This is a genomic window from Streptomyces sp. QH1-20, assembly GCF_041283565.1.
GTDB lineage: Bacteria > Actinomycetota > Actinomycetes > Streptomycetales > Streptomycetaceae > Streptomyces > Streptomyces syringius.
Map to the genome: position 1 here is coordinate 262,874 of NZ_CP166299.1, position 26,508 is coordinate 289,381.

Here is a 26,508-nt window from a genome sequence, read left to right on the forward strand (position 1 = left end):
CGCGCATGGCTGGTTCATGGACGGTGAGTTCGCCCTCGACGAGGGCGGCGCGGAGCCAGTCGTGCGCGGCGCCGGGGGTCGGTTGTGACGGGCCCGACAGTTCGGCGACGAGTCGCCAGTAGCCGTCGATGCGGGGGTCCGCGGCGAGCTGGGCGCTGAGCCCGTGGCGGAAGGCGGGAGTGTCGCGCGCACCGCACGCGCGGGCGTAGGCGGAGACGAAACATTCGAGCGCCTCGCCCTGGTGCGGCGCGCGCTGCGCCCGCAGTTCCGGCGAGGCCAGCGCGAACGCCTCGATGAGGCCGTCGTAGAGCACGGCCGGGCGGTAGCCCTTGTCGGAGCGGTGTGCCATGGGCTGTCCGCGATCGGTGCCGCGGCAGTCTCCGGAGGTGAAGGCGTGCAGCCGGGCGAAGGCCAGCACCTGGGAGGGGGTCGGATCCGCCGGTGGTTGCGGCACCGCCTGTTCGACGATGGTGGCGACCAGCCGGGACGGGAGCCGCGGCGGCAGCCACCGCCGCCAGAAGCGTGCCAGTGGGGCCGTGCTGGGCGGGGTGGCCATCGCCCCGATCAGACGCAACCGGTCGACGCGTTCTTCGGCGGCACAGTCGCGGAGCAGGTGGAGGGCGGCCTCCCGCCAGCGCAGGGCGGCCATCCGCGAGCCGACCTCCCGCAGTTGGCCCGCGATGGCGTCCTCCAGTGTGTCCTCCTCGTCGAGGATCCTGCCGACTTCCGGGACGGGGAGGTCGAGGGTGCGCAGGGAGCGGATCAGACGCAGCCGGTCGAGCGCTTCGGGCCCGTACCGCCGGTGGCCCCCGGCGCTGCGTCCGGCTTCCGGCAGCAGGCCCCGGTCCGAGTAGAAGCGGACGGTCTTGACGGTGACCCCCGCGCGCTCGGCGAGCTCTCCGATGCTCCACGTGTGGTCAGGGCTCCGCTTGCTGTCGGACGACACGACTTGAACCTCCCCCAGCTGGAGTTCTTACCGTACCGGTGAGCGCGGACGGCCCCGGTGGCCGGCCGTGCGGGCCAACGTGTGGGAGGAGATGTTCATGACGGCATTCATCCTGGTGTCCGGCGCCTTCACCGGCGGCTGGGTATGGGAGGAAGTGGCAGCCCGACTGGGAGAGTCGGGAGCCGAGGTGTATCCGGTGACGCTCACCGGCATGGGTGAACGCCGCGGTACGGCAGGACCGGGGGCGGACCTGGAGACGCATATCGAGGATCTGGTGCGGTTGATCGACCAGGTTCGGGCGCCGGAGGTGGTGATCGTCGGTCACTGCTACGGCATCCACCCGGTGCTCGGCGCTGCCGACCGACGGCCGGAGCGGATCGCCCGGATCGTCCATCTGGACGCGGGCATGCCCCGGGACGGCGATGCGGCCCTCGAGCTGGTACCCGACCGGGCGGTCCGCGACCGGCTGCTGCGGGCGGAGCAGGCCGAGGGCGACGGGTCGGTCACCCCGCCGTCCCACGACGAGTGGCACCGCTGGGGCAGCACCGTCGGCATCCCCGCCCAAGCGCTGGATCGGCTGGTGCGCCTTGCCGCACCGCAGCCGCTGGGCACCCTCACCCAGCCGCTCCGGCTGTCGGGGGCGACTTCCGGGCTGCCGATGACCGGCGTCCTGTGCACGGCCAATGGTGCGGGCATCGCCATGGTCGAGTCGCTGGTGGGATTGGGGGATCCCCGCTTCCGGGCGCTCGTCGACCCGCGGGTGACTTTCTTCGAACTCGACACCGGGCACTGGCCGATGCTGTCCACCCCCGGCGAACTGGCCGGGGTACTGCTCCGGGCCGCCGCGGGGGAAGGGCACCGGCTGGCCGCGCCGAGCGCACAGCCCGCGCACCTGCGGTCCTTCCTCATGGAAGTGCCGGAGCGGCCTCGCGAGCGGGTGGGGCGGGTCGACCTCTACCTGCCCGATGCCGACCGGCCGCGTCCGGCGGTGGTGTTCGTCCATGGCGGGCCCGTTCCGGCCGACGCCCGGCCGACACCACGCGACTGGCCGGCTTATGTCGGCTACGGCCGGTACGTGGCGAGTCTGGGAACGGTCGGGGTGACGCTGGACCACCGGCTGCACGATCTCGCCGATTACGAACGGGCCGCCGAGGATGTCGCCGAAGCCGTCGAGCTCGTACGCGCTGATCCGCGCGTCGACGGGGAACGCGTCGCGCTGTGGTACTTCTCCGGTGGCGGGCTGCTGTCGGCGGACTGGCTCGCGGCTCCCCCGCCGTGGTTGCGGTGTGTGGCGGCGACGTACCCGATACTCGCGCCGCTGCCGAACTGGGGGCTGAGCGACCGGTTCCGCCCTGCGGCCGCGGTGCGTGCCGCCGGGCCCTTGCCGGTCGTGCTGACCCGGGTGGGCCTGGAGAGCGCGGCGATCGCGCGGACGGTCGAGGAATTCCTGGCGGCGGCCACGGACTGCGAAGCCGCTGTCGAGGTGATCGACATACCGCTCGGTCACCACGGGTTCGAGACGACCGACCACACCGAGCAGGCGCGCCAGGCCGTGGACCGCGCGGTGCGATCGGTGCTGGGGCACCTGCGGAACTGAGGCCCGCCCACCGGCGGGCCGGTGTCTAGCCCAACTCCAGTTCCCCCACCGTCTGGTCCCCGCTCATCTCCCCTGTCGGCCGGAAGCCGAGCGCCAGGTAGAAGCGTTCGGGGCCGTCCTCGCCCGGGTGCCAGGTGGTGGTGAGGCGGGTGCCGCCACGGCGGCGGATCTCGGCGGCCACGGACTCGACCGCGAAGCGGCCGTAGCCGCGGCCCTGCTCGCCGGCGGCGATGTTGAGGCGCCACAGGCCCGATCGGATGTCGGTGCCCGTACCGTCACCGGCGAAGTCGATGCCGAGGAAGGCCATGAGGAAGCCGACGGGCCTGTCGCCGTCGAGGACGAGGCGGGGCCAGGCGGTATCGGGGTGCACATACGCCTCGGCGAGGGACTTCACGACAGGAGCCACCAGGTGCTCCTGGTCGGGGCGTACGGTGAGGCCGATCGCCGCGTCGAAGTTGTCGGCAGTGATCTTCTCCAGGCGGAGCGTGGTCGTCATGCGGGAACCCTATGCCGACGGATCAAGTGATTTGTGAGGGGTCAGCCGTCCCCTCAAGCGGTGGGGGCGCCTGCCACGCGGCGCTCACCGCCGTTGCGCTCCTGCCAGAACTTGTACACCTCGACCGCGGCGTCACGGGCCTCGTGGCGCATGGGCAGGCGCCGCTCGGTGTAGTCCTTGGAAAACTCACCGTAGAAGGTGTCGAGTTCGAAGTACTTGCGGTCGTCCACGTAGTGCGGCTCGTAGGCGTCGCGGGTGGTGAGGAAGACGACCTCGTCCGGGGAGCAGTAGTACAGCGATCCCAGGCACATCGGGCAGGGGTGGGCGAGCACGTAGATGGTGGTACCGGTCAGATGCTCGGTGCCCAGCTTCACGCAGGCCTCACGGATGGCGAGGATTTCGGCGTGGGCGGTCGGGTCGGCGGTCTGGGCGACCAGGTTCGGGCTCTCGGCCAGGATGTCCCCGTCCTTGACGATGACGGTCGCGAACGGACGGCCGCCCTCTTCGACGTTGCGGCGGGCGATGTCGATGGTGCGCTGTGCGAAGTCCATGAGGGTTCCTTACGGGAGGGGGCGGGCCGACGGCCTCGTCGCCACGGGCCCGCCCCGGGGTCTACCGGATCAGTGGGGTGAGCCGGATCAGAAGGGCTTGGTCGGCAGGTACTTGCCGTCCAGGGTGATCACCGCGCGCTCGCCGCCCTCGGGGTCGGCGACCTTCTTCACGTCCAGCTTGAAGTTGATCGCGCTGATGATGCCGTCGCCGAACTGCTCGTGGACCAGGGCCTTGAGCGTGGTGCCGTAGACCTGCAGCATCTCGTAGAAGCGGTAGATGGTCGGGTCGGTCGGAACGGCGCCGGGGATGGAGCCGCGCGTCGGGATGGTCTGCAGCAGCATCGCGGCGTCGTCGTCCAGGCCCAGGAGTTCGGCGACAGCCTTGGCCGAGTTCTCCGGCAGGGGGTGCTGGCCGAGCACGGCGGCGGTGACGAAGGCGACCGACAGGCCCGCGGCGTCGGCGATCTGCTGCCAGGAAAGGTCCTTGCGCACCTTGGCCTCGACCGCCTTCACAGCGAGGGCCTGACGGGCGGTGGGGTCGAACTGGGCGTGCACCATGAGAAGGGTTTCCTTTCGGGGGGTGCCGCTCCCGAGGAGAAGGGGGACGGCAGCTTCTGGGGACCCGCGAGCCGTGGGAACGGCTCCGGGGTGATCGGGATGGGGGCGGCCGGCTCAGGCCGCGAGGGCACCTGGGCGACCGGCCGCGGTCACGTTCTCGACCGCGCCGGTGGGGATGTCGTAGACCCAGCCGTGCAGGGTGACGGTGTTCTGCGCCAGGGCACGGGCCACCGAGGGGTGGGTGGCGAGGTTCGCCAGTTGGGCGAGCACGTTTCCGCGCACCAGGGCGGCCACCTTGTCCGTGCCGGTTTCCGCGGTGGTACGGGCCCGGGAGGCGTCCGCGTGGCGCAGCCAGTCGGCGATCGCGGGGGCACCGCCCAGGTCGTGGTCCTCGGCGAGTGCGGTCATCGCACCGCAGGCGGAGTGCCCGCACACCACGATGTCGCGTACGCCCAGGACGGCCACGGCGTATTCGATGCTGGCCGCCACCCCGTCGGAGCCGGGGGTGTAGGCGGGGACGAGGTTTCCGGCGGTGCGGATGACGAACAAGTCACCCGGCTCACTCTGGGTGAGCAGCTCAGGCACCACACGGGCGTCGGAACAGCTGATGAACAGCGTCGTCGGCCGGTGCGTCGCGGCCAGGTGGGCGAAGAGCTCCGCCTTGGCCGGGTGGACGTCCCGCTGGAAACGCGCGACACCCTCGGTGAGGTCTTGCATGGTCACTCCCTTCGGTGGCTGTCCGCCCCGTGGGGCTGACGAGATCCACCATGCATGACCTGCTTCTATAGCGTCCAATACCTGATATTCATGGCTACTATCGATGACATCTATAGTTGTGGTCATGGCTCTGGAACTCCGTCATCTGCGCTATCTGCTCGCCGTCGCCGAGCACGCCAACTTCACCCGCGCCGCCGAAGATCTGCACATCTCGCAGCCCACGCTCTCCCAGCAGATCAAGCAGCTCGAGCGCACTGTCGGCGCCCAGCTTCTCGACCGCACGGGCCGTACGGTCCGTCTCACCGATGCCGGTGAAACGTACGTGCACTACGCCCGTCGCGCCCTGCGTGACCTCGCCGCCGCCGAACGTGCCGTGGTGGATGTGGCCGACCTCTCCCGTGGCCACCTCCGCCTGGCCTTCACGCCCACCTTCACCGCGTATCTCATCGGTCCGCTCATCGCCGAGCTGCACGCCCGCCATCCCGGCATCACCCTGGACGTCAAAGAGCTGCCTCAGGACCGCATGGAGGCGGGCCTGCTGGCCGACGAAGTGGACCTCGGCATCGCGTTCCACGGCTCCCACTTGCCGGGCATCACGGCAACCGCCCTGTTCACCGAGACTCTCGGCCTCGTGACCGGCACCGGCCGGACCGGCGCCGAGGGGCCGGATCCGCTACCGGTCCGGGATCTCTCCGACCGCCATCTCGCGCTGCTGAGCGGCGACTTCGCCACCCGCGGCCATATCGACGCCTACTTCGCCGCGCACCGCGTCACGCCGCGCATCGTGGTGGAGGCCAACTCCATCCAGGCCCTGACCGAAATCGTCCAGCGCACCACCCTCGCCACGGTCCTGCCCGACGCCATCACCCACGACCACCCCCACCTCACACCCGTCCCCCTCGACCCCGCCCTCCCCTCCCGTACGGTCAGCCTGCTGCGCCGCGAGAACGCCTACCGAAGCGCCGCCACCCGGGCGTTCACCCGGATCGTCGAGGACCATGTACACACCCGCGGCTACACCCCTGCGTGAAGGCGAAGCACGGGGTGACCACTCACTCGGCCCGATAACCCGGGACGGACGGCCAGCGGACCGTCAGTACGACGGATTCCTCCTCGGCACACCAGGAGTGGTCGACACCCCGGCCCCAGACGACGTAGTCGCCCTGCCGCTCCAACACCACACTGCGACCGGGGAGTTCCACGCGGAAGCGGCCGCTGATGAGGACCAGCAGGGCGGTCCGTTCCTCGCCGTTCACCCATCGCGTGCGTTTGTCGCCCCGCTGATGGACACCCCACTTGATCTCGACGTCCTCGCTGTGCCGGGGGTCCGCGGTGTCCTTGAAGTGTCCGAGCAGCCATCCTCGGTCCAGCGCCGCGTCCCGCCCCGCGTTGCCCACATACACACTGTCGTCCATGGACCCGGAAGGTAGCAGCGGGAGCGCCGGGGCGTCGGTCCGGCCCGGTTGTTTTTTGATCAATTGTCCGCGACCCAAAACCTCAAGCCGGATAAATGCCCAGCCCATTCGCTTTCACGCGAATACCCCAAGAGGCCTCGACTCGGTATCAATACCGCGCATCAACAGCCCGGAACCGGGCACGCCTCTGGTGTGTCGATAATGGGTGCGCCCCGCGCAGGCGAGGCGCACCGAACCACGAGAGCACCGATACAGGGGGCACGCGCATGAAGAGCGAGCAGCAATACAAGGGAAGGCGCCGACAGCGCCTGGCCCGCAGGGTTTCCCTGCTCATCGCCCTCACACTGGGCGCCGCCCTGCTGGCAACGCCCGCGTCGGCCGCCGGCGTGCACACCCCGGCCGGGACCGGCCAGCACTCCCTCCTCAGCAGCACGGACGCCCGTCCGATGACTGCCGGGGCGGTGGGCGCGGCAGCGTCCCAGCACGGATCCCTCTCCTCGTCGCACCACAAGACGGCGGACTACAAGAAGTTGGCCAAGGGCAAGGACAAGAAGAAGAAAAAGAACAAGAAGAAGAAGGGCCTCTTCCGTAAGCTGGGCGCCGCCCTGCTGGTGGTCATGCTCCTCGGCACCCTTTTCGTGGTGGCGCTGATCGTGCTGGTGATCTTCCTGATTCGCCGGGCCTCCCGGCGTCGCCGTTCCTCATAGCGGATCGTGAAGGGCCCGCGGCGAAACAGCGGGCCCTTCACACACCGATTTTCTCTCGACAGCGGAAAGCCGCGCCCGCGGACCGGAGAAGCGAAGACCTCCCGCGCCCGCCGCGTCCTGCCGTCCGCACCGCGCCTGACCTCGCCCCCCCGCGGCAACCGCTCCCCGGCAAACTCCTTCACAGAGGGCCCCTTGCCCGGCTGAGGGATACGCGACAAGATGCCGATGAACGCGCAGCCTGCTCACCGTGCACAGCAGCCCCGCCACCGAACCGGAATCATTTTCTCCGCTCCATCGCGCATTCCCGTTCCGATACTCCGGCCCCTGTTTCCCCCTGGGCGAGAAGCCCTCATTTCCTCGGCGAGGTCGAGTAAGTCGGCCGAGCAAGAAGGGGCCTCCCTGCTGTGCCGACAGGTGTTCGCGGCCATCGAGAGACTTCCCGTGCGCATGTCGATAGGACTGGTGTGAAGTGAACAGCCAATTACGTCAGCTGTGGGGCACCCGTACGGCGATCGCGGCCGTCCGAAGACGGATCTCCGCGATGGTAGGAGCCGTCGCACTGATCGCGGCCGTCCTCACCGGCGCCGCCACCGGCACAGCCGCCGCCGCGCCCGCCGAGGCCAAGGCCGCGGCCGGTGGGTGGTCCTGCTCCGGGGCGCCCGTTCCGGCCGGGTACGTCATCACCATGTACGACCGCAATGGCTGCAACGGCGCGGGAGCCTGGTTCCAGCAGCCCGCCCGCGACGGGATCTGGACCTGCGCCGGCTCGCCGATCGTGACCGGGTACGTCTCCACCATGTATGACCGCAACGGCTGCAGCGGCATCGGGGCCTGGTACCACCAGCTGGCCCGTGACGGGATCTGGACCTGCTCGGGCTCGCCCATCGTGTCCGGGTACGTGACCACCATGTACCAACGCACCGGGTGCAGCGGCATCGGCGCCTGGTACCACCAGCTGGTCCGCAACGGCATCTGGACCTGCCCGGGCTCGCCCATTCCGGCCGGCTACCGGAGCACCACCTACAACGCGACCGGGTGCAGCGGCCTCGGCGCGTGGTACACCGTGCGCGCCTGACCTCGAAGCCTTCCGACGTCAACATGTCCGACATCGCACGCGCCTGACGTCGTCCGCGAACACCGAAGGCACCGCGCACCTCGCGGTGCCTTCGGCACGTACGCCGAGGCCTCTCGTCAGCCGATGACCGCCGCCGCCTGCTCCCGCGCCCGGCGACGGTCGGCGGCAGCCCGGGCCGTGTCGCCGAGGTGGTCGGCGAGCCGCGCCCGGGCTCCCCAGTTGTAGGGGCTCACCGGGCGCAGGCCGGTGCGCTCGCTCAGCAGCGCACGTGCCACGTCGTGCCGTCCGGCGCGAAGAGCCGCCTCCACCAAGGTCCGCTGTACGGCGTCCCGCTGGGCGTGACTGCCCCCGAAGAGGTGCAGGCGGTACCGCAACGGAAGCAGGAGATCGACTGCCTCGTCGTACCGCTGCCGCCCGTACGCGAGCAGCGCCCGGCTCACCGGCAGTCCGACCTCGGCGGTCATCGCCACATTGGAGACCTCCGGACGGGTCGACCGGATCCAGGCCTCCCGGTCGCGGACGAGACGTTCGGCCTCAAGCGTCCGGTCCGCGCCGACGTAGGCCATGACGGCGTGGATGTCGTTGAAGACGTAGTAGGCGCCGTCCTCGCGTCCGGCCCAGGCATCGGCGAGCGTCGCCCAGCGGCTTCCGGTGTCGGTGCCGGCCAGATGCAGTCGCCACAGCAAGGACGACGCGTCCAGCAGCTCCATCGCCACCCCCGCTGATCCCTCGTGGTGCACGGCGTCGTCGTAGACCGCCAGCACCTGGTCCGTGCGCCCCGTCTCGAGTACGTAGAGGGCGTAGTGCCACCAGTTGTGGACCTTGAGGTAGTTGCCGTCCGTCCAGTCGCCCGCGCGGTCGTCCAGGTAGCGGATGCCGTCGGCGAACCGGCCCTGCATCTCGTAGGCGTGCACCACGGCGTGGATGCCCCACACGTCGCGCGCGTTGCGTTCGACGGCCGCCAGTCCCACCTGCTCCGACCGGCTGTAGTGGCCGGCCTCCTCCAGGCCGAAGGCGTACATGCCGAGCAGCAGCCCGAAGTGCGGGTCGTCCTCGTCCCAGGCGGACAGCGCCCCGCCCACGCGGTCACGCAGCAGCGCGGCGCTGCCGGTGAAGAAGTCGATCTGGTGGCCCACCGCCAGGGCCAGGGCGTCCCGCGGACTGGCCACACTGATCTCGCCGAGGATGCGGCCGGCCCCATGGATGTCGCCGTCCAGCCAGGAGGACGCGGCCGCGAGGTGCATGCGCTCCCGAGGCGTGACGTCCGTCAGGGGCGCGCCCCTGCGGAACGCGTCGAAGGACGCGCGGGCCTCGGCCGCGTCTTTCTCCTCCGTCCCGAGCAGGCCGAGGTAGGCAGTGAGGACGTTCGCCATGACCGAGTGCGGGGAGGCACGGAGCGCCGCCCGGACCTCGGTGGTGACCTCGTCACGGAAGAAGAGCAGATGCTCCAGTGCCCTCTCGTAGTGCCGCACCGCGTCGGCACTGGTGTGCGTCATCGCCAAAGCGTGCCGGTCTGTCCCCACTCCGGTTCCTCCCGTGCGACCGCCGCGTCACCGCGGCAGCCCTCTTGCCCTGTGTCCGGCCGCCTTCCTGATCGCGACGGCCTTTCATGCCTGCCCCCTCGCGGGCAGCCGGAAGCAGGTGGAGGGGCTGAACGCCGTCGGCCCGGCGGCAGGTGAACGGACGGGCGTGCGGGGCACGCCGCGCCGCGCCCCGCGATCCGGGCGCCGCGGTTCGCGCTCTGCCAGGAACCCGGCCAACACGACACTCTGGCGCAATCCGGACTGTAATCATGGAAAGGCCCGTTGATGACCGATGCGGTGATCCCGGCGCAGCCCGCCCGGCCCGGCCGGGACACGCACGTCGTGGTCGTCGGAGCGGGCTTCTCCGGCATCGGCGCCGCCGTCCGACTGCGCCGGGCGGGGTTCCACGACGTGCTCCTCCTGGAGAAGGGACCACAACTCGGCGGCACCTGGAGGGACAACACATACCCGGGCTGCGCCTGCGATGTGCCCTCGACGCTGTACAGCTACTCCTTCACCCCGGGCACCGCCTGGACGAGAGTCTTCGCCGGGCAGCGTGAGATACACGCCTATCTGCGGTCGACGGCCGAGCGGTACGGGCTCGGCGACGTGCTGCGCTGCGGAGTGCGGGTCCTGGGAGCACGGTGGGACCCGGGCGTCGGGCGCTGGCGGCTGGACACCAGTGACGGGCCCCGCACCGCCGCGATACTGGTCCTGGCCACCGGGCCGTGGCACGAGCCGCGCGGCCTCGACGTGCCCGGCGTCGACGAATTCCCCGGACCCGTGCTCCACACCGCCCGCTGGGACCACGACGTCGAGCTGACCGGCCGCCGTGTGGCCGTGGTGGGGAGCGGCGCCTCCGCCATCCAGCTCGTCCCGGCCGTCCAGGCGCGCGCTTCGGCGGTGCACCTCTTCCAGCGGACCGCCCCATGGGTGCTGCCCAAACCGGACCTGCCGGTCCCCGCCGCGGTCAACCGGTGCCTGGACCGTCTTCCCGGAGCCCGGCGGGCCTTGCGTGCCGGACAGTACGGGCTGCAGGAGAGCCTCGGCTGCGCCTTCCGTCATCCGGAGCTCGCGCGCCTCGTCGAGGTGGGCGCCCGTGCGCACCTGCGGCTCGCGATCCGTGACCGGCGGCTGCGCCGGGCGCTCACACCGGACTACCGACTGGGCTGCAAGCGCCTCCTGACGTCCAGCACCTACTACCCCACCCTGGCCCGGCCGCACGTTCACCTGCACCCCACGGCCGTGACGGCTGTCCGTGGCCAGGAGATCCTCGGGGCCGACGGCACCGCGGTCCGGGCCGACGTCCTCGTCACGGCCACGGGCTTCCGCGTCGGTGAGCTGCCACTGGCCCGGAGTCTGCACGGTGTGAACGGCCGCACCCTCCACGATGCCTGGGGCGGAGAGCCACAGGCCTACCTGGGTACCAGCGTCAGCGGATTCCCCAACCTCTTCGTGCTCCTGGGGCCCAATCTGCTCGGCGGATCCACCTCCGCGATCACCGCCCTCGAAGCCCAGCTGACGTACCTCACCGCGGCCCTGACCCATCTCGGCCGCAGTGGCCATGCCGCCCTGGACGTCCGGCCGGGCGTGCAGGCCACCTACAACGCGGCCGTGCAGGAGGCGCTGCGGACCACGGTGTACAACTCCGGCGGCTGCGCCAGCTACTACCTCGCCCCCAGCGGGCGGAACACCTTCGTATGGCCCTGGTCCACCGGGCGGCTCGTCCACCGGCTGAGCCGCTTCGATCCCCGCGCCTACATCTGGCACACCCCGACCGGCCGCGTCCACCTGCCCGCTCCCGCGACGCCGCAGGACAGCCACCACACGCAGCCCGCGCACGGGGAGCAGCGAGGAGAGCAGCCATGACCCGACGTCCGCACCTGCGACCCTACGACCGGGAGGTCCACGACCACCTGCCGCCGAACGTCGTCCCCGAGCCCGTCGTCTGCCCCACCGGCTGGTACTTCGCGCGGTTCAGCAAGCACCTGCGGCGCGGTCAGGTGGTGCCGGTCACCTATATGTCGCAGGAGTACGCCCTGTTCAGAACGGAGAGCGGGCAGGTCGGCATGATCGAGAGTCAGTGCTGCCACATGGGCGCGCATCTGGCCCGGGGAGGATACGTCCGCGAGGAAAGCCTGACCTGCGGATTCCACGCCTGGGAATTCGACGTCGCGGGCCGCTGCGTGCAGATCCCCGGCGGTTGCCGCATCCCGTCCCGGGCCGCGCAGCGCAGTCTCACCGTGGCCGAACACAGCGGGTGCGTCTGGTTCTGGCACGGCCCCGGCCCCGCGGCACCTTTCACCGACCTCGACCACGCGCGGGACCGCCGGCGATTTCTGTACCTGCCCGGCGAGGTGCACGTGTGCCACTCGGACCTGCTGACCGTCAGCGAGCACGTCACCGATGTCGCGCACTGGCCCTGCGCGCACGGCGCGCCGGGGCCGATGAGGTACGTTCCGCTGCGCGACGAAGGGCGTCACTTCTCCTTCGTGATCCAGCCGGTCGACACGAACGTCACTCGTGTGCAGCGTTTCCGCCCGTATGCCCTGGTCACGATGGCCGGCCCGACCCTGGCCCTGGTCACGGCCCAGTCCCGGCCGGAGCCGGACGCCGAACCGCCGATGCTCACCGTGATCGCCGCCGTGAGCCCCGTGCGTCCCGGCCTGACGATCGCGATCTGGGCCGTCGTCGTCCGCAAGCTCGGCCCGGACTGGCTGCTGTGGCCGGTCAACCGGCTGTGGGCGGCGTTCCTGCGGCGCGTGGTGCGGCGCAACGCCGCGTCCGACGTGGACGTCCTGCGATGGCGGCGCCCGGTGGCCAAGGACCTGTGGTCGGCGGCGGACGGCGACTCGGTGCGCGCGTACCGGCGCTTCTACCGGCGCAACCTCCCTCCGGGACCGTGAGGCAACGGGTTCAGTTCACGTCGACGTCGTCGAAGAGTTCCAGCATCCGGCCGAGGACCCGTACGCAGGTCGTGACGTCGGCGTCGGTGAGGTCCCCGCCGACCTGGCGCAACAGGGCGTGTTCGTGGTGGAGCACGGCGGCGATGGCCGCCCGGCCGTCGTCGGTCAGCGAGATGAGCGAGGACCGCTGGTGGGCCGGGTTCGGGAGGATGTCGACGAGGTGTCGTGCCGCGGCGTCGTTGACCATGCGCTGCACGAACTGGCGGCTCAGCGCCTGGGCGCGGCCCATCTGCGGGACGGTCATGGGGCCGTGCTCCTTGAGCAGTTCCAGGACGCCACGCACCCCGACGGAGACCCCCTGGTTCGGCGCGTCCTGTTCGACCTTGCGCTGGACACGCCGGTACAGCGGCCCCACCAGGGCGAACACCTCCATGAGTCGGGGAGCGAGGTCGTCGGGCGGGAGGGGCTGATCGGTGTCGGTCACCGGACCATGATGACACCCGGGGTGCCGTCTTTCAGGAACACATGACAACTTGGTTGTCGAACCCGTGGGAATATGGCACCTTGGTTGTCATGAACCACGCCTCCGAACTCCGCACCTTCGAGAGCCACGACGGCCCCCTCGCCTATCGCGACACCGGCAGCGGAGCGCCCCTGGTGCTGCTGCACGCGGGCTTCCTGGACCACACCATGTGGGACGACCAGATACCGGCGCTCGCGCGTCACCACCGGGTGATCGCCCCGGATGCCCGCGGACACGGCTGGTCCTCCAACGCGAGCGGACCGTTCCGCCAGGCCGACGACGTCGCCGCGCTGTTGCGTCACCTCGATGTCGGCCCGGCGGTCCTCGTCGGGGTGTCGATGGGGGCGAACATCGCGGTCGACACCACGCTGGAGCACCCCGGCCTGGTGCGGGCCCTGGTCGTCAGCGGTGGCGGCACCCCGGGACCCGGCGACCCCTGGACCGAGGAGCTGCGGGCCGCCCAGTTCAGCGCGCTGGGGGCCGGTGACATCGGGGGCTGGCTCGACACGTTCGCGCTCTCCGCGGCCGGCCCGCACCGCACGCCCGACGCCGTCCACCCCGACCTCGTACGACGGCTGCGGGAGATGGCCGGGCGGACCATCGCCAAGCACACCGCCGACGAAACGGACTTCAACGTTCCGGTGCTCGACACCGCGACGCGCGCGAAGGACATCTCCGTTCCCGTCCTGGCGCTCAACGGCGCACTCGACGCGTCCGACCTCATCGGCATGGCCGAGCACGTCGCCCGTGCCGTCACCGACGGCCGCGTGACCGCCGTCGAAGGCACCGGCCACTTCCCCAACATGGAGCAGCCGGACGCCTTCAACCAGGCCCTCGAGGAGTTCCTGCACGGCTTGTGACGGGGCCGGACGTCCGGTGGCCCGGTGCTCACGGGCACCGGGCCACCACAGGACGTGCGGGCGGGGTTCACACCTTGGGCACGCGCAGCTTCGTCCAGCTCGTCCTGCCGGGAGTGCCGTCCGCGTCCGCGCCGGAGTAGCCGAGTTTGCGCTGCCACGCCGCGTACGACTTGCGGTCGGCCTCGGTCCACTCAGGACCGGGGCCTTCCTCGTAACGGCCGCATCCCTCCGCCACCAGCCGTTTGCCCATCGCGGTGATGACGGGGCTGTTCCGGCCCGGGCGGAAGAAGTCCGCGCCGTGGAAGGGCTCGTACTGCGGTGGTTTCGGCTGGGGCCCCGGACCGCCCGGCTTCCCCTTGAGGCGGTCGGCTGTCCGCGAGCGCATCGAGCTCATCGTGAAGCCCTTGGGATCGATCTTGTTGTTGGTCCACTCCTTGTGGCCGATCACCGAGCGCTCGGTCCAGCCGTGGGCACGGCAGATCGCCGCCGACACCTTCTCGATGGCTTCCAGCTGGGCGGCGGGCCATGGGTCCTCCCCGTCGCCGAGGTTGATGCACTCGAAGCCGTAGAAGCGGGCATTGCCGTCGGTGTTGTTCTCGTTGGGCGCGGGCAGCGACCGCTCCTCGATCACCGCGTTCAGGACGTCGCCGTCACCCAGTCCCGCGTGGTTGGATCTGCCGTTGCCGACCAGATATACCGTGCCGTCCTTGGCGATGACGCCGTGGCACAACGGCCCGGGCAGCTCCGCATATCCGTCGTAGCAAAGGTCGACCGACGCCGCCGTCCCCGAGGTGACGGTGTGATGGATGACCACCCCGTGCACGGGACCCCACGCCCCCTTGCCGTTGCGGTTGTGGGTACGCCAACTGCGGTGCTCCCGCACCGTCACACCCTCCTGACGGAGAGCCTCGACCAGTCGGTCGGCGGACAGGGGCTTTGCCATGACTTCCTCCTTGACTACGTACAAAGTCGTACTCGCGTGCGGAACAACAAGTCGTCCGGGACGTCACTCCCGTGAGGCGCTCCCGGCCGACTCGACCGGCACGGCCAACGGCCGGAACGTGTACCGCAGGTCCGTCACCGCGCGCTCGCCGCCCACGACCCACGCCAGCGGGGCGTAGTGCGCGTCGACGCCCGCCGGGGGCTGGAGCAGTGGCCGGCTGTCCGCCGCCACGGGCCACTCCACCGTGCCGGTGGCGGTGCGGGCGGCTACGGCCCAGTAGTCCCCCGGCCGGTACCGGCCACCGGGTTCGAACCAGAGCTGTATCCCGTCCTCCAGGTCGATCCACGTGCCTTCGACGACCTTCAGGGCGCCGTTGCGGTGGTGCTTGGCCGTACCGCGTCCGCCGGGGGCGCGGTGGTCCCAGCGGCGCAGGAAGGGGTGCAGGGCGGGCAGCCTGCCGGTGCCCGGGCCGGGCTCGGCGCTCAGTCGCACCCGGCGGCCCGGCAGGTCGACCTCCTCGACCCGCAGCAGATCGGCGGGCTCGCCGCGGCTGGTGTAGGCGGAGTCGGCGAGTTCCACGCGGTCCCCGGCGCCCAGGTCGAGCTTGTCGTCGTTGCCGAGGGTGGCCAGCTCCACCCAGGTGCCGTCCAGGGCGGCCACGGGGAAGACGACGGACCCGTTCTCCCTGGACCATTTGAAGGTGGCGGTCCCGTCCGTGCCCCCGGTGTGGATCTCCACGCGGTACAGCTGGTTCTCCGGGCCCCGGTAGCGGTGGTCGGGCCGGGTGAGGCAGGGCTCGTCGTCGGAGCGCTCCGGGCGTTCGGTGCGGAACGCCGCCGTCGCGGCCGTCGCGCGCTGTGCGTCGGACCAGGTGCGGAAGGCCGTACGCACCTGGTCGGCCGTCGGGTTGGCCGGGGCGCCCAGGTCGGTGCCGGATAGCGGCAGGACCTGCCAGACCGTCTTGATCCTGGCCGCCGTGTCCGGCAGTGCGGCGCCGAGGGCCACCTCCCGGATCTCGGGATCCTCGGCGGCGGTGACCGTCCGCTCCCACACCTTGAGGTAGACGAGGTAGGGGAACTGCGTGGGCAGCCGGTCGGCGGGCTTCTCCGGGTCCCGGTAGGCGTCGGGCTGGTCCCAGTACGTCCAGACCGTTCCGTCGGTGCACGGGTGTTGTTCCCCGTCCGTGCCGCCATCGGAACCATCGGAACCCGTGGAGCCGGTGTCACCGGCCGGAGCGTCGCGCGGCGTGGTGGTCGGCTCCTGTCCCGCCGGAGTCCCTGCCGGTGTCCCCGCCGGCAGCCGGTCGGCGTCGCACAGGATGCCGTCCACGTAGTAACGCCCGCCGTGGACGGCCAGGTTGTCGAGCTTGTTCTCACCCGGGCAGTAGTCGATGCGGAAGCCGGTGGCACCGTGCGGGCCGCCGTGCTGCCCGATCAGGTCGGCGGCCAGGGTGCGCGCCTGGTGTTGCGTGATCGCCGCCTGTTCGTTGGCGTCGGCGTCGAGCTGGACCCGGCCCTGCTGGGCGAGCACACCGGAGTAGTGCTTGGCGGGCCGGAAGGTGAGGCGGGAGAGGTCTGCGTGCATGAGTTCGTTCCCCTTGTGTTCGTTCCCCTGGGTCCGTCGGGCAGGGTCAGGTGACGTGGATGATCCCGGCGTCGGTGCCGGCCGGTGAGAACTCCTCCAGACGGGCCCGCAGACTGTCCTCGCGCTGGGGCTGGAAGAGATCGTGGAACGCGCCCGGTTCGGAGCCGTCCTCGGCCCCGCGGGTGATCTCCGGTGCGCAGCCGTCGGCCAGTTGGCCGTAGGCCGGGGTGCCGTAGCGGAGGCTGGTGAACACCGGCCGGACGCGGGCGGCCTCGGCGTCCTGCAGTCCGGGCACGTCGGCGGGGTCGATCCCGTCCTTGTCGGCCCGTTCCCGCACGGCGGCGCGCACCCCGTCCGGTTGGCAGTGGTAGCGGCGGGGGGTGCGCGAGCCCGGCGGGACGTAGCAGAACCGCATGCAGCCGATGCCGCGCCGGGCCGTGTGGACGCGGCCGGTGAAGATGCTGTCCTCGGCGATGTCGACGGCGTGGATGTGGACTTCCCCGATCACCGTGGTGCGGTGGGCGTGCAGCACGGCGTGGGCGTGCCGGCACTCGGGCCCGGAGAGGGCCTCGCGGTCGGAGCCGGTGGCGTCCAGGACGCTGTCGGCGATGTGGATCTCGAGCGGGTCGGTGCCTGCCTCGTCGCCGACGACCTCGATCGTGCCGAGGACGCTGCGTTCGATCTGTACGCAGGCCGTGGTGCACTCCAGGACCAGGCTGGGCTCCTGCGGCGAGTGCGGCTCGCACCGCGGCTCCAGCGACCAGCCCGGTACCAGCGTGCAGTGCCGGATGACGACGGAGCCGACGGGGCCGGTCACGTTGATGCCGCGGCCGGTGACGAGCAGGCCGTCGAGGACGACGCGCGGTGCCGGCCCGTCCCCGGGGTTGCCGTGGATGTTGAGCGCGTCGGGGCGGTTGCTGTACCAGTCGAGCAGGCGGATCACCGGCCGGGCGCCCTCGGCGGCGCGCAGTTCGAGCCGCTCCCCGGGGGACAGGTCGAAGTCCAGCTGCTCCTGGTGGGCGCCGCTGTGGGTGAGTTCGATGACGGCCTCGGCGCCGCCGTCGGAGCGCCATTGTTCGTAGGCGTCCATGATGCGCTCGTGGGGGCGGCCCGGTCCGACCCGGTAGACGGTGGACCGGGGCGGTGTGTCGCGTTCGCGCGGGTACTCCCCGCCGCCGGTGTCGTCGCTGAACGCGTAGTGGTAGCTGACCCATGCCCCGTGCCGGGGCGCGCAGCGGGTGCCGAACGCGATCCGGCCGAGTTCGGGGTCGACGACGACCTGACCGCGCCGGGCCCGGTAGGTCCAGTCGGACAGATCGGCGACGACGATGTCGGCGGGCGGCACCGGCTCCTCGTCGTCGTCCCGCCAGAGGGCGAACGAGCGGCCGGGGCCGTAGGTGTCGGTGAGCCGGCCGGCGAGCTGCCGGCGGCGGATGAGGACGGGGACGTTGTCCATGGTCGCCAGGTGCGAGGCGGAGGGCTCGGGTTCGGGCTTGGCCACCAGGGGGCTGTCGTTGCCGAGGATGGAGAAGGTGTAGAGGTTGCGGGCCCGGTCGACGCAGTACGCGGGGGCGCGGGTCACCGAGTAGGGCTTCAGGCGCCAGACGAACAGGCCGACGCCCGCCGGGGTGTATCCACTGCGGCGACGGGCGGATCCGGCCCGTCGGACGTCGACGCTGTGCGCGGCCGCGTCGAAGGCCCCGCCGAGCAGGTCGAGTGTGGCCCCCTCGCGGACGTCGAGCAGCCGCCCCCGGGTCAGCCGGGTCGCGGTGGCCGCTTCCTGGCCCGCCCCGAACAGGCGCACCGGCTGGTGGGCGCCGAGCAGCCGGGAGAACTCCACCGCCCTGGCGGGCCAGTCGGCCACCGACGCCGACAGCTGTTCCAGCAGCGCCAGGGTGCCCTTGCGCCGCCGGTTGGCGACGGTGTCCGCCACGTCGCGGCGGGGGGCGAGGCGGGCGGCGAGGCGCCGCCGGGACGCGGCCCGGTCGCCGCCGGGGCCGCCCGGGGACAGGCCGGTGGTCAGCACCTCTTCGTAGCCGGGCAGGATCCGGTAGCCGACGAGGTCGCCGAGGTAGGGCACGGCCCAGTCGGCGCAGGTCTCGATGAACCAGTCCTCGTAGCCCTGTTCCACGCCCGAGCGCACCAGGTCGACCTGCTCGGCGATGACGGCCAGCAGGGCCCGCAGCGGCTCCCCGGCCTCGGCGTCGCGCAGCTGGTGCCACTGCGGGAGCAGTTCCAGCAGGCCGTCGGGCTCACGGTTCACGCCCGTGCCTCCTTAAGGATCAGTGTGTCCGGCACGTCCGGGGAGAGCAGCGCGAACTGCGCCGGGCGGATGCCGCGGAAGACGAACACGGTGCGGCCCTTCGGCAGCGGCCGGGTGTCGGTGATGTCGGGGTTGAGCCGCAGGAGTTCGGCGACGGTGATGCCGTTCTTCGCGGCCACCGCGGTGAGGGTCTCGGTGGTCTCCTGGCCCGGGGGCGACACCCGGTAGCGGTCCTCCTGGTACCCGGCGAGCCGGGACTCGACCACCGCCTGAGGGCGCTTGAGTCTCTCGGGCAGTTTCTCCAGGCCTTCGGGGGTCAGGCTGCCGGGCACCCCGGTGAAGGCGTCCACGTCCACGTAGTCCACGCCCGGTACGGACTGGGCGGTCGCCAGCACCTCCGACAGGTACGCGGGCCGGCCGAGTTCGCGTGCCGGGTAGCCGAGCCGGGCCAGCAGTGCGCGGCGCAGCACCGGTTCGACCAGGTCCCATGAGTGGTCGGGGTGCACCCTGACGTTGGCCGCGACGATGAGCAGCACCAGTTCCCGTACGGCCACGGTGACCGGCACCCGGGGGTCGCCGTGGGCGGCGAGGGAGGTCCGCAGGGTGCGGACGATGTCGGAGTCGTCGCCGAGTGCGATGTCGTCGACGCCGGCGACGGTCAGGTGCACGCTGCGCCGGGTGCCGTCGAAGATCTCCCGGGCGCTGGCGCGGCCGATGCCGGCCCGGGAGCGGGCGAAGTCCTCGTAGTCGGCCACGGAGACCAGACGGTCGAGCGCGGTGACGGCCAGGGGGATGTTGCGGCGGGCGAGCCCGGGGCCGTCGGGGTCGGCGCCGCCGGTGGCGGGCAGCGGGTTGACGACGGCGGTGACCCCGAGGGGCCGGGTGGTGGGCTGGGTGATGCGGCCGGCCTTGACGTTGGCGGATCTGCCGACGCCGATGCGGTAGCGGGCCCGGACGTTCTCGTGTCCGGTGGGCAGCCGCGAGCCGTGCACGCCGTCGCCGAAGGTGATGGTGGTACGGCCGGCGGTGGCGTCCGCGGGGTCGGTCGCGCCGGTGGTGCCGGTGACGAAGACACGTTCCTGCGGGCCGCGTCCGGCGAGGCTGTCGACCTCCCGCCAGCGCACCCCGTCCACCCGGACCTCCAGGGTGCTCTGCGCGCCCAGCGCGTTCTCGGCGGCGAGCCAGGTCAGCGGGGACTGCCAGAGGGTGAAGGTCTGGTGGGCCCTGCCCGCGTCGCCGCTGCCGATGGGCTCGTCCCGGGTGGCGCCGTGGGTGGCCCGTGCCACGTTGCCGTGGATGCGCAGGGTGTCGCGGCGGTAGCGGTGGGCCAGGTCCGCGGTGAGCACGAGCGTGGTGTGCACCGCGTCGCCCGGCAACGCGGGGTCGACGCTCTGCCGGGCGCCGGCGACCATGGCCAGCTCCGTGCCGCGTACCCCCGTGGTGCCGGGGATGTCGGTGCGCTCGCCGCTGAAGACCAGCCAGCGGCCGGGGGCCAGCCCGTCGTACAGCCCGGCCAGCTCGATCTCGTTGCCGTGGACGTCCTCGGTGACGGTCTCCTCCGCGAGGCGCAGGGCGTCGCCGCGGGCGTGGACGGTGGCGTCCCTGATGTGCGCCAGGGAGACGTCGTCGGCGTCGAGCCAGTCGTCCTGGAGGGTGAGTTCGGTGACCTTGCCGGTGATGCCGAAGGCGGCCCGGGAGAGGACCCGTATACCGGTGACCCGGGTGACGACCAGGGCGAGTTCCTTGCTGCCGGGGATCTGGCCGGGGCTGCCCTTGCGGGGGCGTTCGACGGCGACCCAGCTGCCGGGGCCGATGCCCTCGTAGACGGCGTCGAGGGCCAGCTTGTTCCGGTCGGTGACCTCCAGTTGCGTGCCGATGGTCACGCTGACGGTGGAGGGTTTGCCGGTGGGCGTCCTGCGGGCCACGTTGATCGTGAGCCGGCCGAGCGTCCGCTGCTGGGCGGACTCGTCGGGTCCCAGGGGGTATTCCACGGTGGTGGTCCCGTCGGTGACGGTGACCAGCACCCTGTTGTCGCTGTTGGGCCGGGAGACGAAAACGGTGGCCCTGGGCAGCTTGGGCAGCAGTTCCGCGCGGACGCCGAGCTTGTGCGGGTCCGGGGGCGGGGGCGGTGCTGCCCCGCCGGGCTCGCCCGCCGGGTCGGGGTCCGGCTCGGGGGGTGGCAGCAGGGTGCTGACCTGCACCTCACCGGGGCCGACGTCGGGGACCTTCTTGTTGATCTCCTCGTCGTCGGGGAGGGTGAGCTCCTTGGTCGGTGAGGAGGAGTCGGCGACCGAGTGGGTGAACGTGATCTTCGCCGGTACGGTGCCCGCCGTGTCGTAGGTGACCGTGGTGTCGAGTGAAGTGCTTCCGCTGAGCGGCCAGTCCTCGTAGTAGTCGATCTCGTTGTTGTTCTTGTAGCGGGGCTTCATGGGCGCGGTGGCACCGAACGGCGTCGCGGTGGCCCTCATCACCTGGACCGTGGCCAGCGCCAGGGGCGCGGTCAGGTCCGCCTGCCGCCAGGCGTCGTGCAGACCGTCGCGGACCCTGGCGTCGAGCGCGGCCAGCAGCTGGGCACCGATGTCGGAGCCGGGCGCGTAGATGCGCTCGGGGTCCCGGGCGAGGTGGCGGGCGCCCGCCGGGGGCCGTACGGGCGCGGTCCGCAGGGCGGGCAGCAGGGCGCCCAGACCGCGGAAGGCCGGGTTGGCCCCTCCGGTCGTCTCCGCCACCGCGGTCCGCTGCCCGCCGTGCTCCGCCACGGCGCCGGACCCCAGACGCAGTCCGGCGAAGAGGGATTCGCTCTTCCCGTCACCTGCCGGCGGCTTCGCGGGCTGCGGCGGCTCCAGCGCGCGGGCCTGCCCGATCAGTTCGGTGAACTTCGCGGCCAGGGTCTCGAACCAGCCGGCGATGTCCTGGTACCGGCGGGCGAGTTCGGCGGCCTCGTGGACCCGTTCCACGTCGCGGGTCAGACGGTCGGCGAAGGCGGTGGCGGTCTTGAGCGTGTCCAGGTCGTCGCGCAGCGGGGCGAGGACGTCCTTGTCGAACCGGTCGACGAGGCGGCTGCTCTTGGGCCGGGGGTGGGGCGAGTCCTTCGCCGACGGGGCGATCCATGTGCCGAGCTCCTCACGGAGCCTCTTCAGCGACGGCTGCGCGGCGACGGGAAGACCGATGGCGGTCACATCGTTCTCACGGTCGATGCGCACGTGGGGAACGGTGCGCAGAAACCTTTTGTCCCGGGCGGACTCCTCGGCGCTGAAGACGAACAGGAGCTGATCGCCGGGCTTCACGTTGTTGGCCGTACCCGCGACGAACAGCTCCGTGCGCTTCTCCAGCCGGTCGGGCGTCACCTGGTAGGGGCGGCGGCGCAGCACGGCGAGCTCGTTCCACGACCAGCGGGCGGTCAGCTCCTCCGAGGTCTCGAAGGACTGCGGCTCCTCCCCCGGCCCCGGCACGCTCTGGCTGCGGGCGCCGCGCGGGATCAGCACGGGCGTCTCCTGGCCGGGGCGCGGGTCCCGGTCGAGGGTGTAGGCGAGGAAGGTGTCCGCGGCCACGCCGGGGCGGGGCCGGTGCCCGACGAGCCTGCCGAGCAGGGTGAGGGAGCCGTCCTCGGTGGCGGTGCGCAGATATCCCTCGTTGGCGATCCGCTCGGAGTAGAAGGTGAGCAGGTCGCCCAGGACGGCCCAGGTGTCGAGGAGGCCGATCGCCGGGTCGTCGGGGGTGCGCACGGTCAGATCGCGCAGCGCCGGGTAGGCGGGGCCGGACAGCCGGGCGAGCATGGAGGACCGGAACTCCCGGTAGGTGCCCACCCGGTAGTGGATCGCGTCCTGGCCGGGCGGGTTCGTCACCTCGGTGGGTGTCGCCGCCGAGGTGCCCCGGCAGCCGCAGTCGCATCGGCCGCTCATCGGCCGCCTCCGATCTCGATCGCGAGCCGGCCGTTCTCCGGCCGGTCCGGGTCGTTGTCGCATTGGGCGATCTCCAGCGGGCCCAGCCGCAGCACTCCGGCCTCCAGCTCACCGTCGTCGTGGTGGTGGAGCCGGCGCAGCCGGGTCGCGTGGACGCTCAGCACACCGGGTACCGCGGCGGCCGCGGCGACCAGCCGGCTGACGCGGACGGGCTCACCGAAGGTGAGGGCATCCGGGTGGAAGAAGCCGGGCCGGCCGTCCGGCAGCACTCCGGTGCCCAGGACCCGGCGCAGCTCGGCGAGGACGTGCCCGCGCTGGTGGCCGGGGGCGGCGCACACGGTGAGGGAGATGTCGAGCGGGACCAGGCGGGCCGGGTGGACCACCACGTCGTGGCCGATGCGCCGGTAGCCGTCGAGGACATGGCCGACGGTCTCCAGCAGGACGGTGCCGGGTGCGGCGGAGCCGAGCGGGTCGACGGCCACGTGAACCTCCTGGGCGGCGCCGGTCCAGCGGATGTCGGCGGCGGCGCGCTGCACCCCGGGAACGCGGGCAGCCAGCTCGGCGTAGTCCCCGGCGGTGACGGCGCGCAGCCGGGACCGCTTCAGGGCCAGGGGGGCGAGCTGGCGGACGTCGTCCAGGGACTCGGGCGCGGTGCCCCCGGCGGCGGGCAGCGGGTTGCGTACCCGGGTGACCTCGCAGGAGCCGGAGCCGCACAGGAGAAGGTGGTTGATGGCCTCGGCGCCGACGTTCCCCGCCGGGCCGTTGCCGATCCGGTAGGCGATCTCCAGCCGGGAGCCGGGAGTCGGCGCGGCGCCGTGCCGGCCGTCGCCGAACCGCAGGGCGAGCCTGCCGTCGTCCTCCAGCTCACCGACGAAGTGACGGTCCCTGCGCCCGCTGGAAAGCAGGTCGCGGCGGGGCAGCCACCTGGTGCGGCACCCGGTCCGGGCGCCCTCGCCCCGTCCCCCGACGGCGCTGACGGCCGGCAGGGCGGAGCGGGGGTCCTGGCCGGTCGCGGCGGCGGGCCCGGCGAGCCGGGGGTCGGCGGGGTCGAGGCCGTCTGCATACTCCTCGCCCCAGCTGTGCCGCACCTCCCAGGCGGTGCGCCGGTCGAGCACACCGCCGGCGCGGGCCCGGGCCACGAGCACCGAGAGGCGTCGCAGCTTGCCCGCGAGCAGCCGCTCGCGGCGGGCGATCAGCTCGCGCAGGGCCTGGGCGGGCCGCTGGCCCAGCTGGAACCGGTCGAGGGTGCGGGCGCCGAAGACGACCGTCAGCTCGGCCGTCTGCTCCTGTGTCAGGTCCTCGCCGTCATGGACCTGGCGCCACAGTTCCTCCAGCCGTACGCGCAGCCGCTCGGGGAGGGTGGCGAGGAGATCGGCCTGGCCCGCGGCGACGTGCGCGGGGGCCGGGTAGGGGGTGGCCTGGGTGACGGGCGCGTACGGCAGTACGGGACGGAACCGCACGGGCAGGCGCGGATAGCCGGTCTGGGCGAGCAGGGTCTCCAGGGCGGCGGCCTGTGCGTCGGCGCCGGGCGGTACGACCTGCTCCTCGCCGTCGAAGCCGGGGGCCAGGTGGATGTCGAGCCCGGCCCGGGCCACGGCCGCCTCGCCCACGAGCCGGTGCAGTTCACGCACGTGGTCGGGGTCCAGTTGGTGCCCCGACCGGGTCAGGTCGAGAAGGTCGTGCAGCGCCGCGGCGGAACCGGTGGTCTCCGCGCGGTCGCCACAGCCGAACTCGGGCGGCTCGCACCCGGCGACGACGACGGGTGCGGGCGGCACGGGAACGCACTCCGGCTCGCCGTCGCAGTGGGTCAGCGAACGGCCGTGGTCGACGAGGACGATGTTCGCCCGGGCCAGGCTCACGTCCGTCAGGAGCGCGCAGTCGGTGCCGCCGCGGCTGGACAGGCACACCGGGAAGGTGAGGGCGTCGGCCGGGGCCCAGGTCACCTCGACGACGGGCTGGTCGTAGAGCTCGTCCACGGCAGGGGTGACCGAGGTGAGCCGGACGGCCTGGCGGTGGGCCGGATCGGCGTCGGCGGGGGCGCCGGTGCGCGGACCGAGCACCTCCTCGATCAGCAGGACGTCGCCGGGGCACAGCGCGAGGGCCCGTTCCCGTTCTTCGTCCCCCTTCCCCGCCTCTTCCGTGCCGTCCCCGTCCTGCCACTCGTCGCGCAGGGTCGCGGCCGTCGCTCCCGCGGGCAGGTAGCACTCCTCGTCGCCCCAGGTCCACAGACGCACGGCGTTGTGTTCCGGACGCAGTTCGAGGTCGCACCGGCCCAGCGGTTCGAAGACCTCCACCAGGGCGTTCTCGGCGATCGTGTCCAGTTCCCCGTCGGCGATGACGGTGCCCAGTTCCGGTCGTTCCTGCGGCGGGAGTCCGCTGACGTCCACGGCGGCGAACCGGAAGGTGCCGGCCTCCAGCGTCAGACAGTCGTCCACCTCCAGGGCCACGAACGCGCGGGCGTTGCAGCCGTCGTGCATCGGGTAGTCGATGAGCCGGACGTGACGGCGCACGGAGACCCTGCGCCGGGCGGTGTCCAGATACGCCTCGGTGGCCACCGCGTCCTGCTGGTAGCTGATCCGGTCGGCGGTGTGGGCGAGAAGTTCGACGAGCGTCACCCCGAGGTCCGGGACGTGCCGCTCGGCCCAGTCGGGGGTGGTGAGCGTCATCCGGTCCAGGGCCAGGCGCCGCAGGCTCTCGTAGTCGCGGGCGGTGTAGTCGATGACCGGCCGCGCCCCCGGCTCCGGCGGGCAGGGCTCTGTGCTGCGGCAGTCGAAGGGGGTGGGACAGGAGCGGTCGAAGCCGAACTCGGCCTGGTGGTAGCGCGGGTCGAAGCCCCGGTACGGCTGCTCGCCCGGCCGCCCGTAGGCGTCGGCCTCGACCACGCCCAGTCGGTAGCGGGAGGCGTCCCCGGCCTTGTCGACGGTGACCAGCATGCGGTCGTCGCGCTCGGGGTCCTCCTCGACCTCCACCGTCACCTCGACGGCGCGGATGCCCGTGACGCGGCGTCCGCCGTCGATGCGGATGTTCTGCGGGCCGATGTGGCACGGCGAGGGCGCCTTGCCGAGGAAGGTGACGGTAAGGGTACGGCCGTCGTCGCTCACCTCGATCCCGTCGACGCCGTTGAGTTCCGCCCGCCGGACGTCGTCCCGTCTGCGTTCCGTGGCGCAGTTGTGCGCCGTTGCCCCGCCCATCACGCCGCTCCCCGTCCTTCGAACTCCTCGACGCGGTGCGAGCCGGTCCGGCGCACCACATAGACCAGGTGCACCCGCACCACGTTCTCCTCGCTCACCACCTCGAGGGACTCCACCTCGATCACGTCACCGAGCCAGCGCTGCAGGGCCGCCTGCACGGTCAGCTGGAGCGCGGAGCCCAGCTCGGGGCTGTTCGGCGCGAAGACCAGGTCGAGCAGTCCGCAGCCGAAGTCGGGGCGCATCACCCGTTCGCCGGGGCTGGTGAACAGCAGTTGCTCCACGAGGTCGCGCACATGGTCGTCGTATCCGGTGTCCGCGGTACGTCCCCGGCTGCCGATCCGGAACGGGAACGCGATGTCGGTCCGACGCGGCCCCGCCTCGGGGACCCGCATGCTCATCCCCCTGCGCCGCTCGTTCATCGCCCCACCGCCCGCTGCTGGACCACGGAGATGTTGGGCGGCCCTTGCGGCGCCTGGTCGGCGGCCAGGCACAGGCCCGTCGAGGAGCGCAGTACGGCCGGCGAGCCGTTGATCCTGATCCGGGTGGAGGGCGCCACCCAGCGGATCGTCACGCACGGATGCGGCACATTGGCCACGGTGAAGGGGCAGCCGCTGACGGTGTAGAGGTCGGCCACCGAGGAGGCGACGTTGCCACTGACCACGACCCGGGTCTGCGCGGGCAGGATCGTGGCCCGTGCGCCGTGCGGACAGGTCACCGTGGCGTTGACGTGCAAGAGATTCCCGGACAAAAGAAC

The 26,508-nt window shown here is 71.9% G+C and carries 21 protein-coding genes and 1 pseudogene; 7 read left to right on the top strand and 15 right to left on the bottom strand.

Going from position 1 to position 26,508, the window contains the following annotated elements:
• Positions 1 to 40: 40 nt before the first annotated feature.
• Positions 41 to 964: pseudogene (locus AB8O64_RS01345) on the bottom strand (MerR family transcriptional regulator); the annotation flags it as partial.
• A gap of 79 nt (positions 965 to 1,043) precedes the next feature.
• Here AB8O64_RS01345 and AB8O64_RS01350 point away from each other — a divergent pair.
• Positions 1,044 to 2,543, top strand: coding sequence for an alpha/beta fold hydrolase (locus AB8O64_RS01350; RefSeq protein ID WP_370417369.1), 1,500 nt, complete (start codon positions 1,044 to 1,046; stop codon positions 2,541 to 2,543).
• Positions 2,544 to 2,568: 25 nt separating this feature from the next.
• Here the strand turns inward: AB8O64_RS01350 and AB8O64_RS01355 are convergent, their stop codons facing one another.
• The 4 genes from AB8O64_RS01355 to AB8O64_RS01370 all read right to left on the bottom strand — a co-directional run bounded on the left by AB8O64_RS01355 (position 2,569) and on the right by AB8O64_RS01370 (position 4,865).
• Complete coding sequence (locus AB8O64_RS01355) at positions 2,569 to 3,039, bottom strand: GNAT family N-acetyltransferase (protein ID WP_370417370.1); 471 nt, start codon at positions 3,037 to 3,039, stop codon at positions 2,569 to 2,571.
• 53 nt (positions 3,040 to 3,092) lie between these two features.
• Entirely contained in the window at positions 3,093 to 3,590 is a 498-nt protein-coding gene (locus tag AB8O64_RS01360; RefSeq protein WP_370417371.1) for a nucleoside deaminase, read from the bottom strand.
• 87 nt (positions 3,591 to 3,677) lie between these two features.
• Positions 3,678 to 4,148: a cyanase gene (gene cynS, locus AB8O64_RS01365; RefSeq protein ID WP_370417372.1), complete on the bottom strand. Its 471-nt coding sequence runs from the start codon at positions 4,146 to 4,148 to the stop codon at positions 3,678 to 3,680.
• Between the two features lie 114 nt (positions 4,149 to 4,262).
• On the bottom strand, positions 4,263 to 4,865 hold the full coding sequence (locus AB8O64_RS01370) for a carbonic anhydrase (RefSeq protein ID WP_370417374.1): 603 nt from the start codon (positions 4,863 to 4,865) through the stop codon (positions 4,263 to 4,265).
• A 124-nt stretch (positions 4,866 to 4,989) separates the two neighbouring features.
• Between AB8O64_RS01370 and cynR the strand changes: the two genes are divergently transcribed.
• Positions 4,990 to 5,895 (top strand): transcriptional regulator CynR, encoded by a 906-nt coding sequence (gene cynR, locus AB8O64_RS01375; RefSeq protein WP_370417375.1) that lies wholly within the window; start codon positions 4,990 to 4,992, stop codon positions 5,893 to 5,895.
• Between the two features lie 22 nt (positions 5,896 to 5,917).
• On the opposite strand, the gene AB8O64_RS01380 is transcribed toward cynR, so the two are convergent.
• On the bottom strand, positions 5,918 to 6,280 hold the full coding sequence (locus AB8O64_RS01380; protein ID WP_356454272.1) for a signal peptidase I: 363 nt from the start codon (positions 6,278 to 6,280) through the stop codon (positions 5,918 to 5,920).
• A 266-nt stretch (positions 6,281 to 6,546) separates the two neighbouring features.
• On the opposite strand from AB8O64_RS01380, the gene AB8O64_RS01385 reads away from it, so the two are divergent.
• A complete protein-coding gene (locus AB8O64_RS01385; RefSeq protein ID WP_370417377.1) occupies positions 6,547 to 6,987 on the top strand; it encodes a hypothetical protein in 441 nt (146 codons plus the stop codon).
• Between the two features lie 541 nt (positions 6,988 to 7,528).
• Positions 7,529 to 8,062, top strand: a complete 534-nt coding sequence (locus AB8O64_RS01390) for a hypothetical protein (RefSeq protein ID WP_370417378.1) — start codon at positions 7,529 to 7,531, stop codon at positions 8,060 to 8,062.
• 116 nt (positions 8,063 to 8,178) lie between these two features.
• Here AB8O64_RS01390 and AB8O64_RS01395 read toward each other — a convergent pair whose 3' ends face one another.
• A complete protein-coding gene (locus AB8O64_RS01395; protein ID WP_370417379.1) occupies positions 8,179 to 9,558 on the bottom strand; it encodes a tetratricopeptide repeat protein in 1,380 nt (459 codons plus the stop codon).
• A gap of 312 nt (positions 9,559 to 9,870) precedes the next feature.
• On the opposite strand from AB8O64_RS01395, the gene AB8O64_RS01400 reads away from it, so the two are divergent.
• Positions 9,871 to 11,454, top strand: coding sequence for a flavin-containing monooxygenase (locus tag AB8O64_RS01400; RefSeq protein ID WP_370417381.1), 1,584 nt, complete (start codon positions 9,871 to 9,873; stop codon positions 11,452 to 11,454).
• Positions 11,451 to 12,491 (top strand): Rieske 2Fe-2S domain-containing protein, encoded by a 1,041-nt coding sequence (locus AB8O64_RS01405; RefSeq protein ID WP_370417383.1) that lies wholly within the window; start codon positions 11,451 to 11,453, stop codon positions 12,489 to 12,491. The genes AB8O64_RS01400 and AB8O64_RS01405 overlap by 4 nt, the downstream gene beginning before the upstream one ends.
• Before the next feature lie 10 nt (positions 12,492 to 12,501).
• On the opposite strand, the gene AB8O64_RS01410 is transcribed toward AB8O64_RS01405, so the two are convergent.
• Positions 12,502 to 12,975 (bottom strand): MarR family winged helix-turn-helix transcriptional regulator, encoded by a 474-nt coding sequence (locus AB8O64_RS01410; protein WP_370417385.1) that lies wholly within the window; start codon positions 12,973 to 12,975, stop codon positions 12,502 to 12,504.
• Between the two features lie 89 nt (positions 12,976 to 13,064).
• Between AB8O64_RS01410 and AB8O64_RS01415 the strand changes: the two genes are divergently transcribed.
• A complete protein-coding gene (locus AB8O64_RS01415) occupies positions 13,065 to 13,874 on the top strand; it encodes an alpha/beta fold hydrolase (protein WP_370417386.1) in 810 nt (269 codons plus the stop codon).
• Between the two features lie 67 nt (positions 13,875 to 13,941).
• Here the strand turns inward: AB8O64_RS01415 and AB8O64_RS01420 are convergent, their stop codons facing one another.
• The 7 genes from AB8O64_RS01420 to AB8O64_RS01450 form a co-directional block, all read right to left on the bottom strand.
• Entirely contained in the window at positions 13,942 to 14,817 is an 876-nt protein-coding gene (locus tag AB8O64_RS01420; RefSeq protein WP_370417387.1) for a peptidoglycan-binding protein, read from the bottom strand.
• Between the two features lie 63 nt (positions 14,818 to 14,880).
• Positions 14,881 to 16,401, bottom strand: coding sequence for a DUF6519 domain-containing protein (locus AB8O64_RS01425; protein WP_370417389.1), 1,521 nt, complete (start codon positions 16,399 to 16,401; stop codon positions 14,881 to 14,883).
• 46 nt (positions 16,402 to 16,447) lie between these two features.
• Positions 16,448 to 18,664 (bottom strand): hypothetical protein, encoded by a 2,217-nt coding sequence (locus AB8O64_RS01430; protein ID WP_370417390.1) that lies wholly within the window; start codon positions 18,662 to 18,664, stop codon positions 16,448 to 16,450.
• Complete coding sequence (locus tag AB8O64_RS01435; protein ID WP_370417392.1) at positions 18,661 to 22,563, bottom strand: putative baseplate assembly protein; 3,903 nt, start codon at positions 22,561 to 22,563, stop codon at positions 18,661 to 18,663. The genes AB8O64_RS01430 and AB8O64_RS01435 overlap by 4 nt, the downstream gene beginning before the upstream one ends.
• On the bottom strand, positions 22,560 to 25,754 hold the full coding sequence (locus tag AB8O64_RS01440) for a putative baseplate assembly protein (protein WP_370417393.1): 3,195 nt from the start codon (positions 25,752 to 25,754) through the stop codon (positions 22,560 to 22,562). The genes AB8O64_RS01435 and AB8O64_RS01440 overlap by 4 nt, the downstream gene beginning before the upstream one ends.
• Positions 25,754 to 26,173: a GPW/gp25 family protein gene (locus AB8O64_RS01445; RefSeq protein ID WP_370417394.1), complete on the bottom strand. Its 420-nt coding sequence runs from the start codon at positions 26,171 to 26,173 to the stop codon at positions 25,754 to 25,756. The genes AB8O64_RS01440 and AB8O64_RS01445 overlap by 1 nt, the downstream gene beginning before the upstream one ends.
• A complete protein-coding gene (locus AB8O64_RS01450; protein WP_365205150.1) occupies positions 26,170 to 26,502 on the bottom strand; it encodes a hypothetical protein in 333 nt (110 codons plus the stop codon). The genes AB8O64_RS01445 and AB8O64_RS01450 overlap by 4 nt, the downstream gene beginning before the upstream one ends.
• Positions 26,503 to 26,508: the final 6 nt, after the last annotated feature.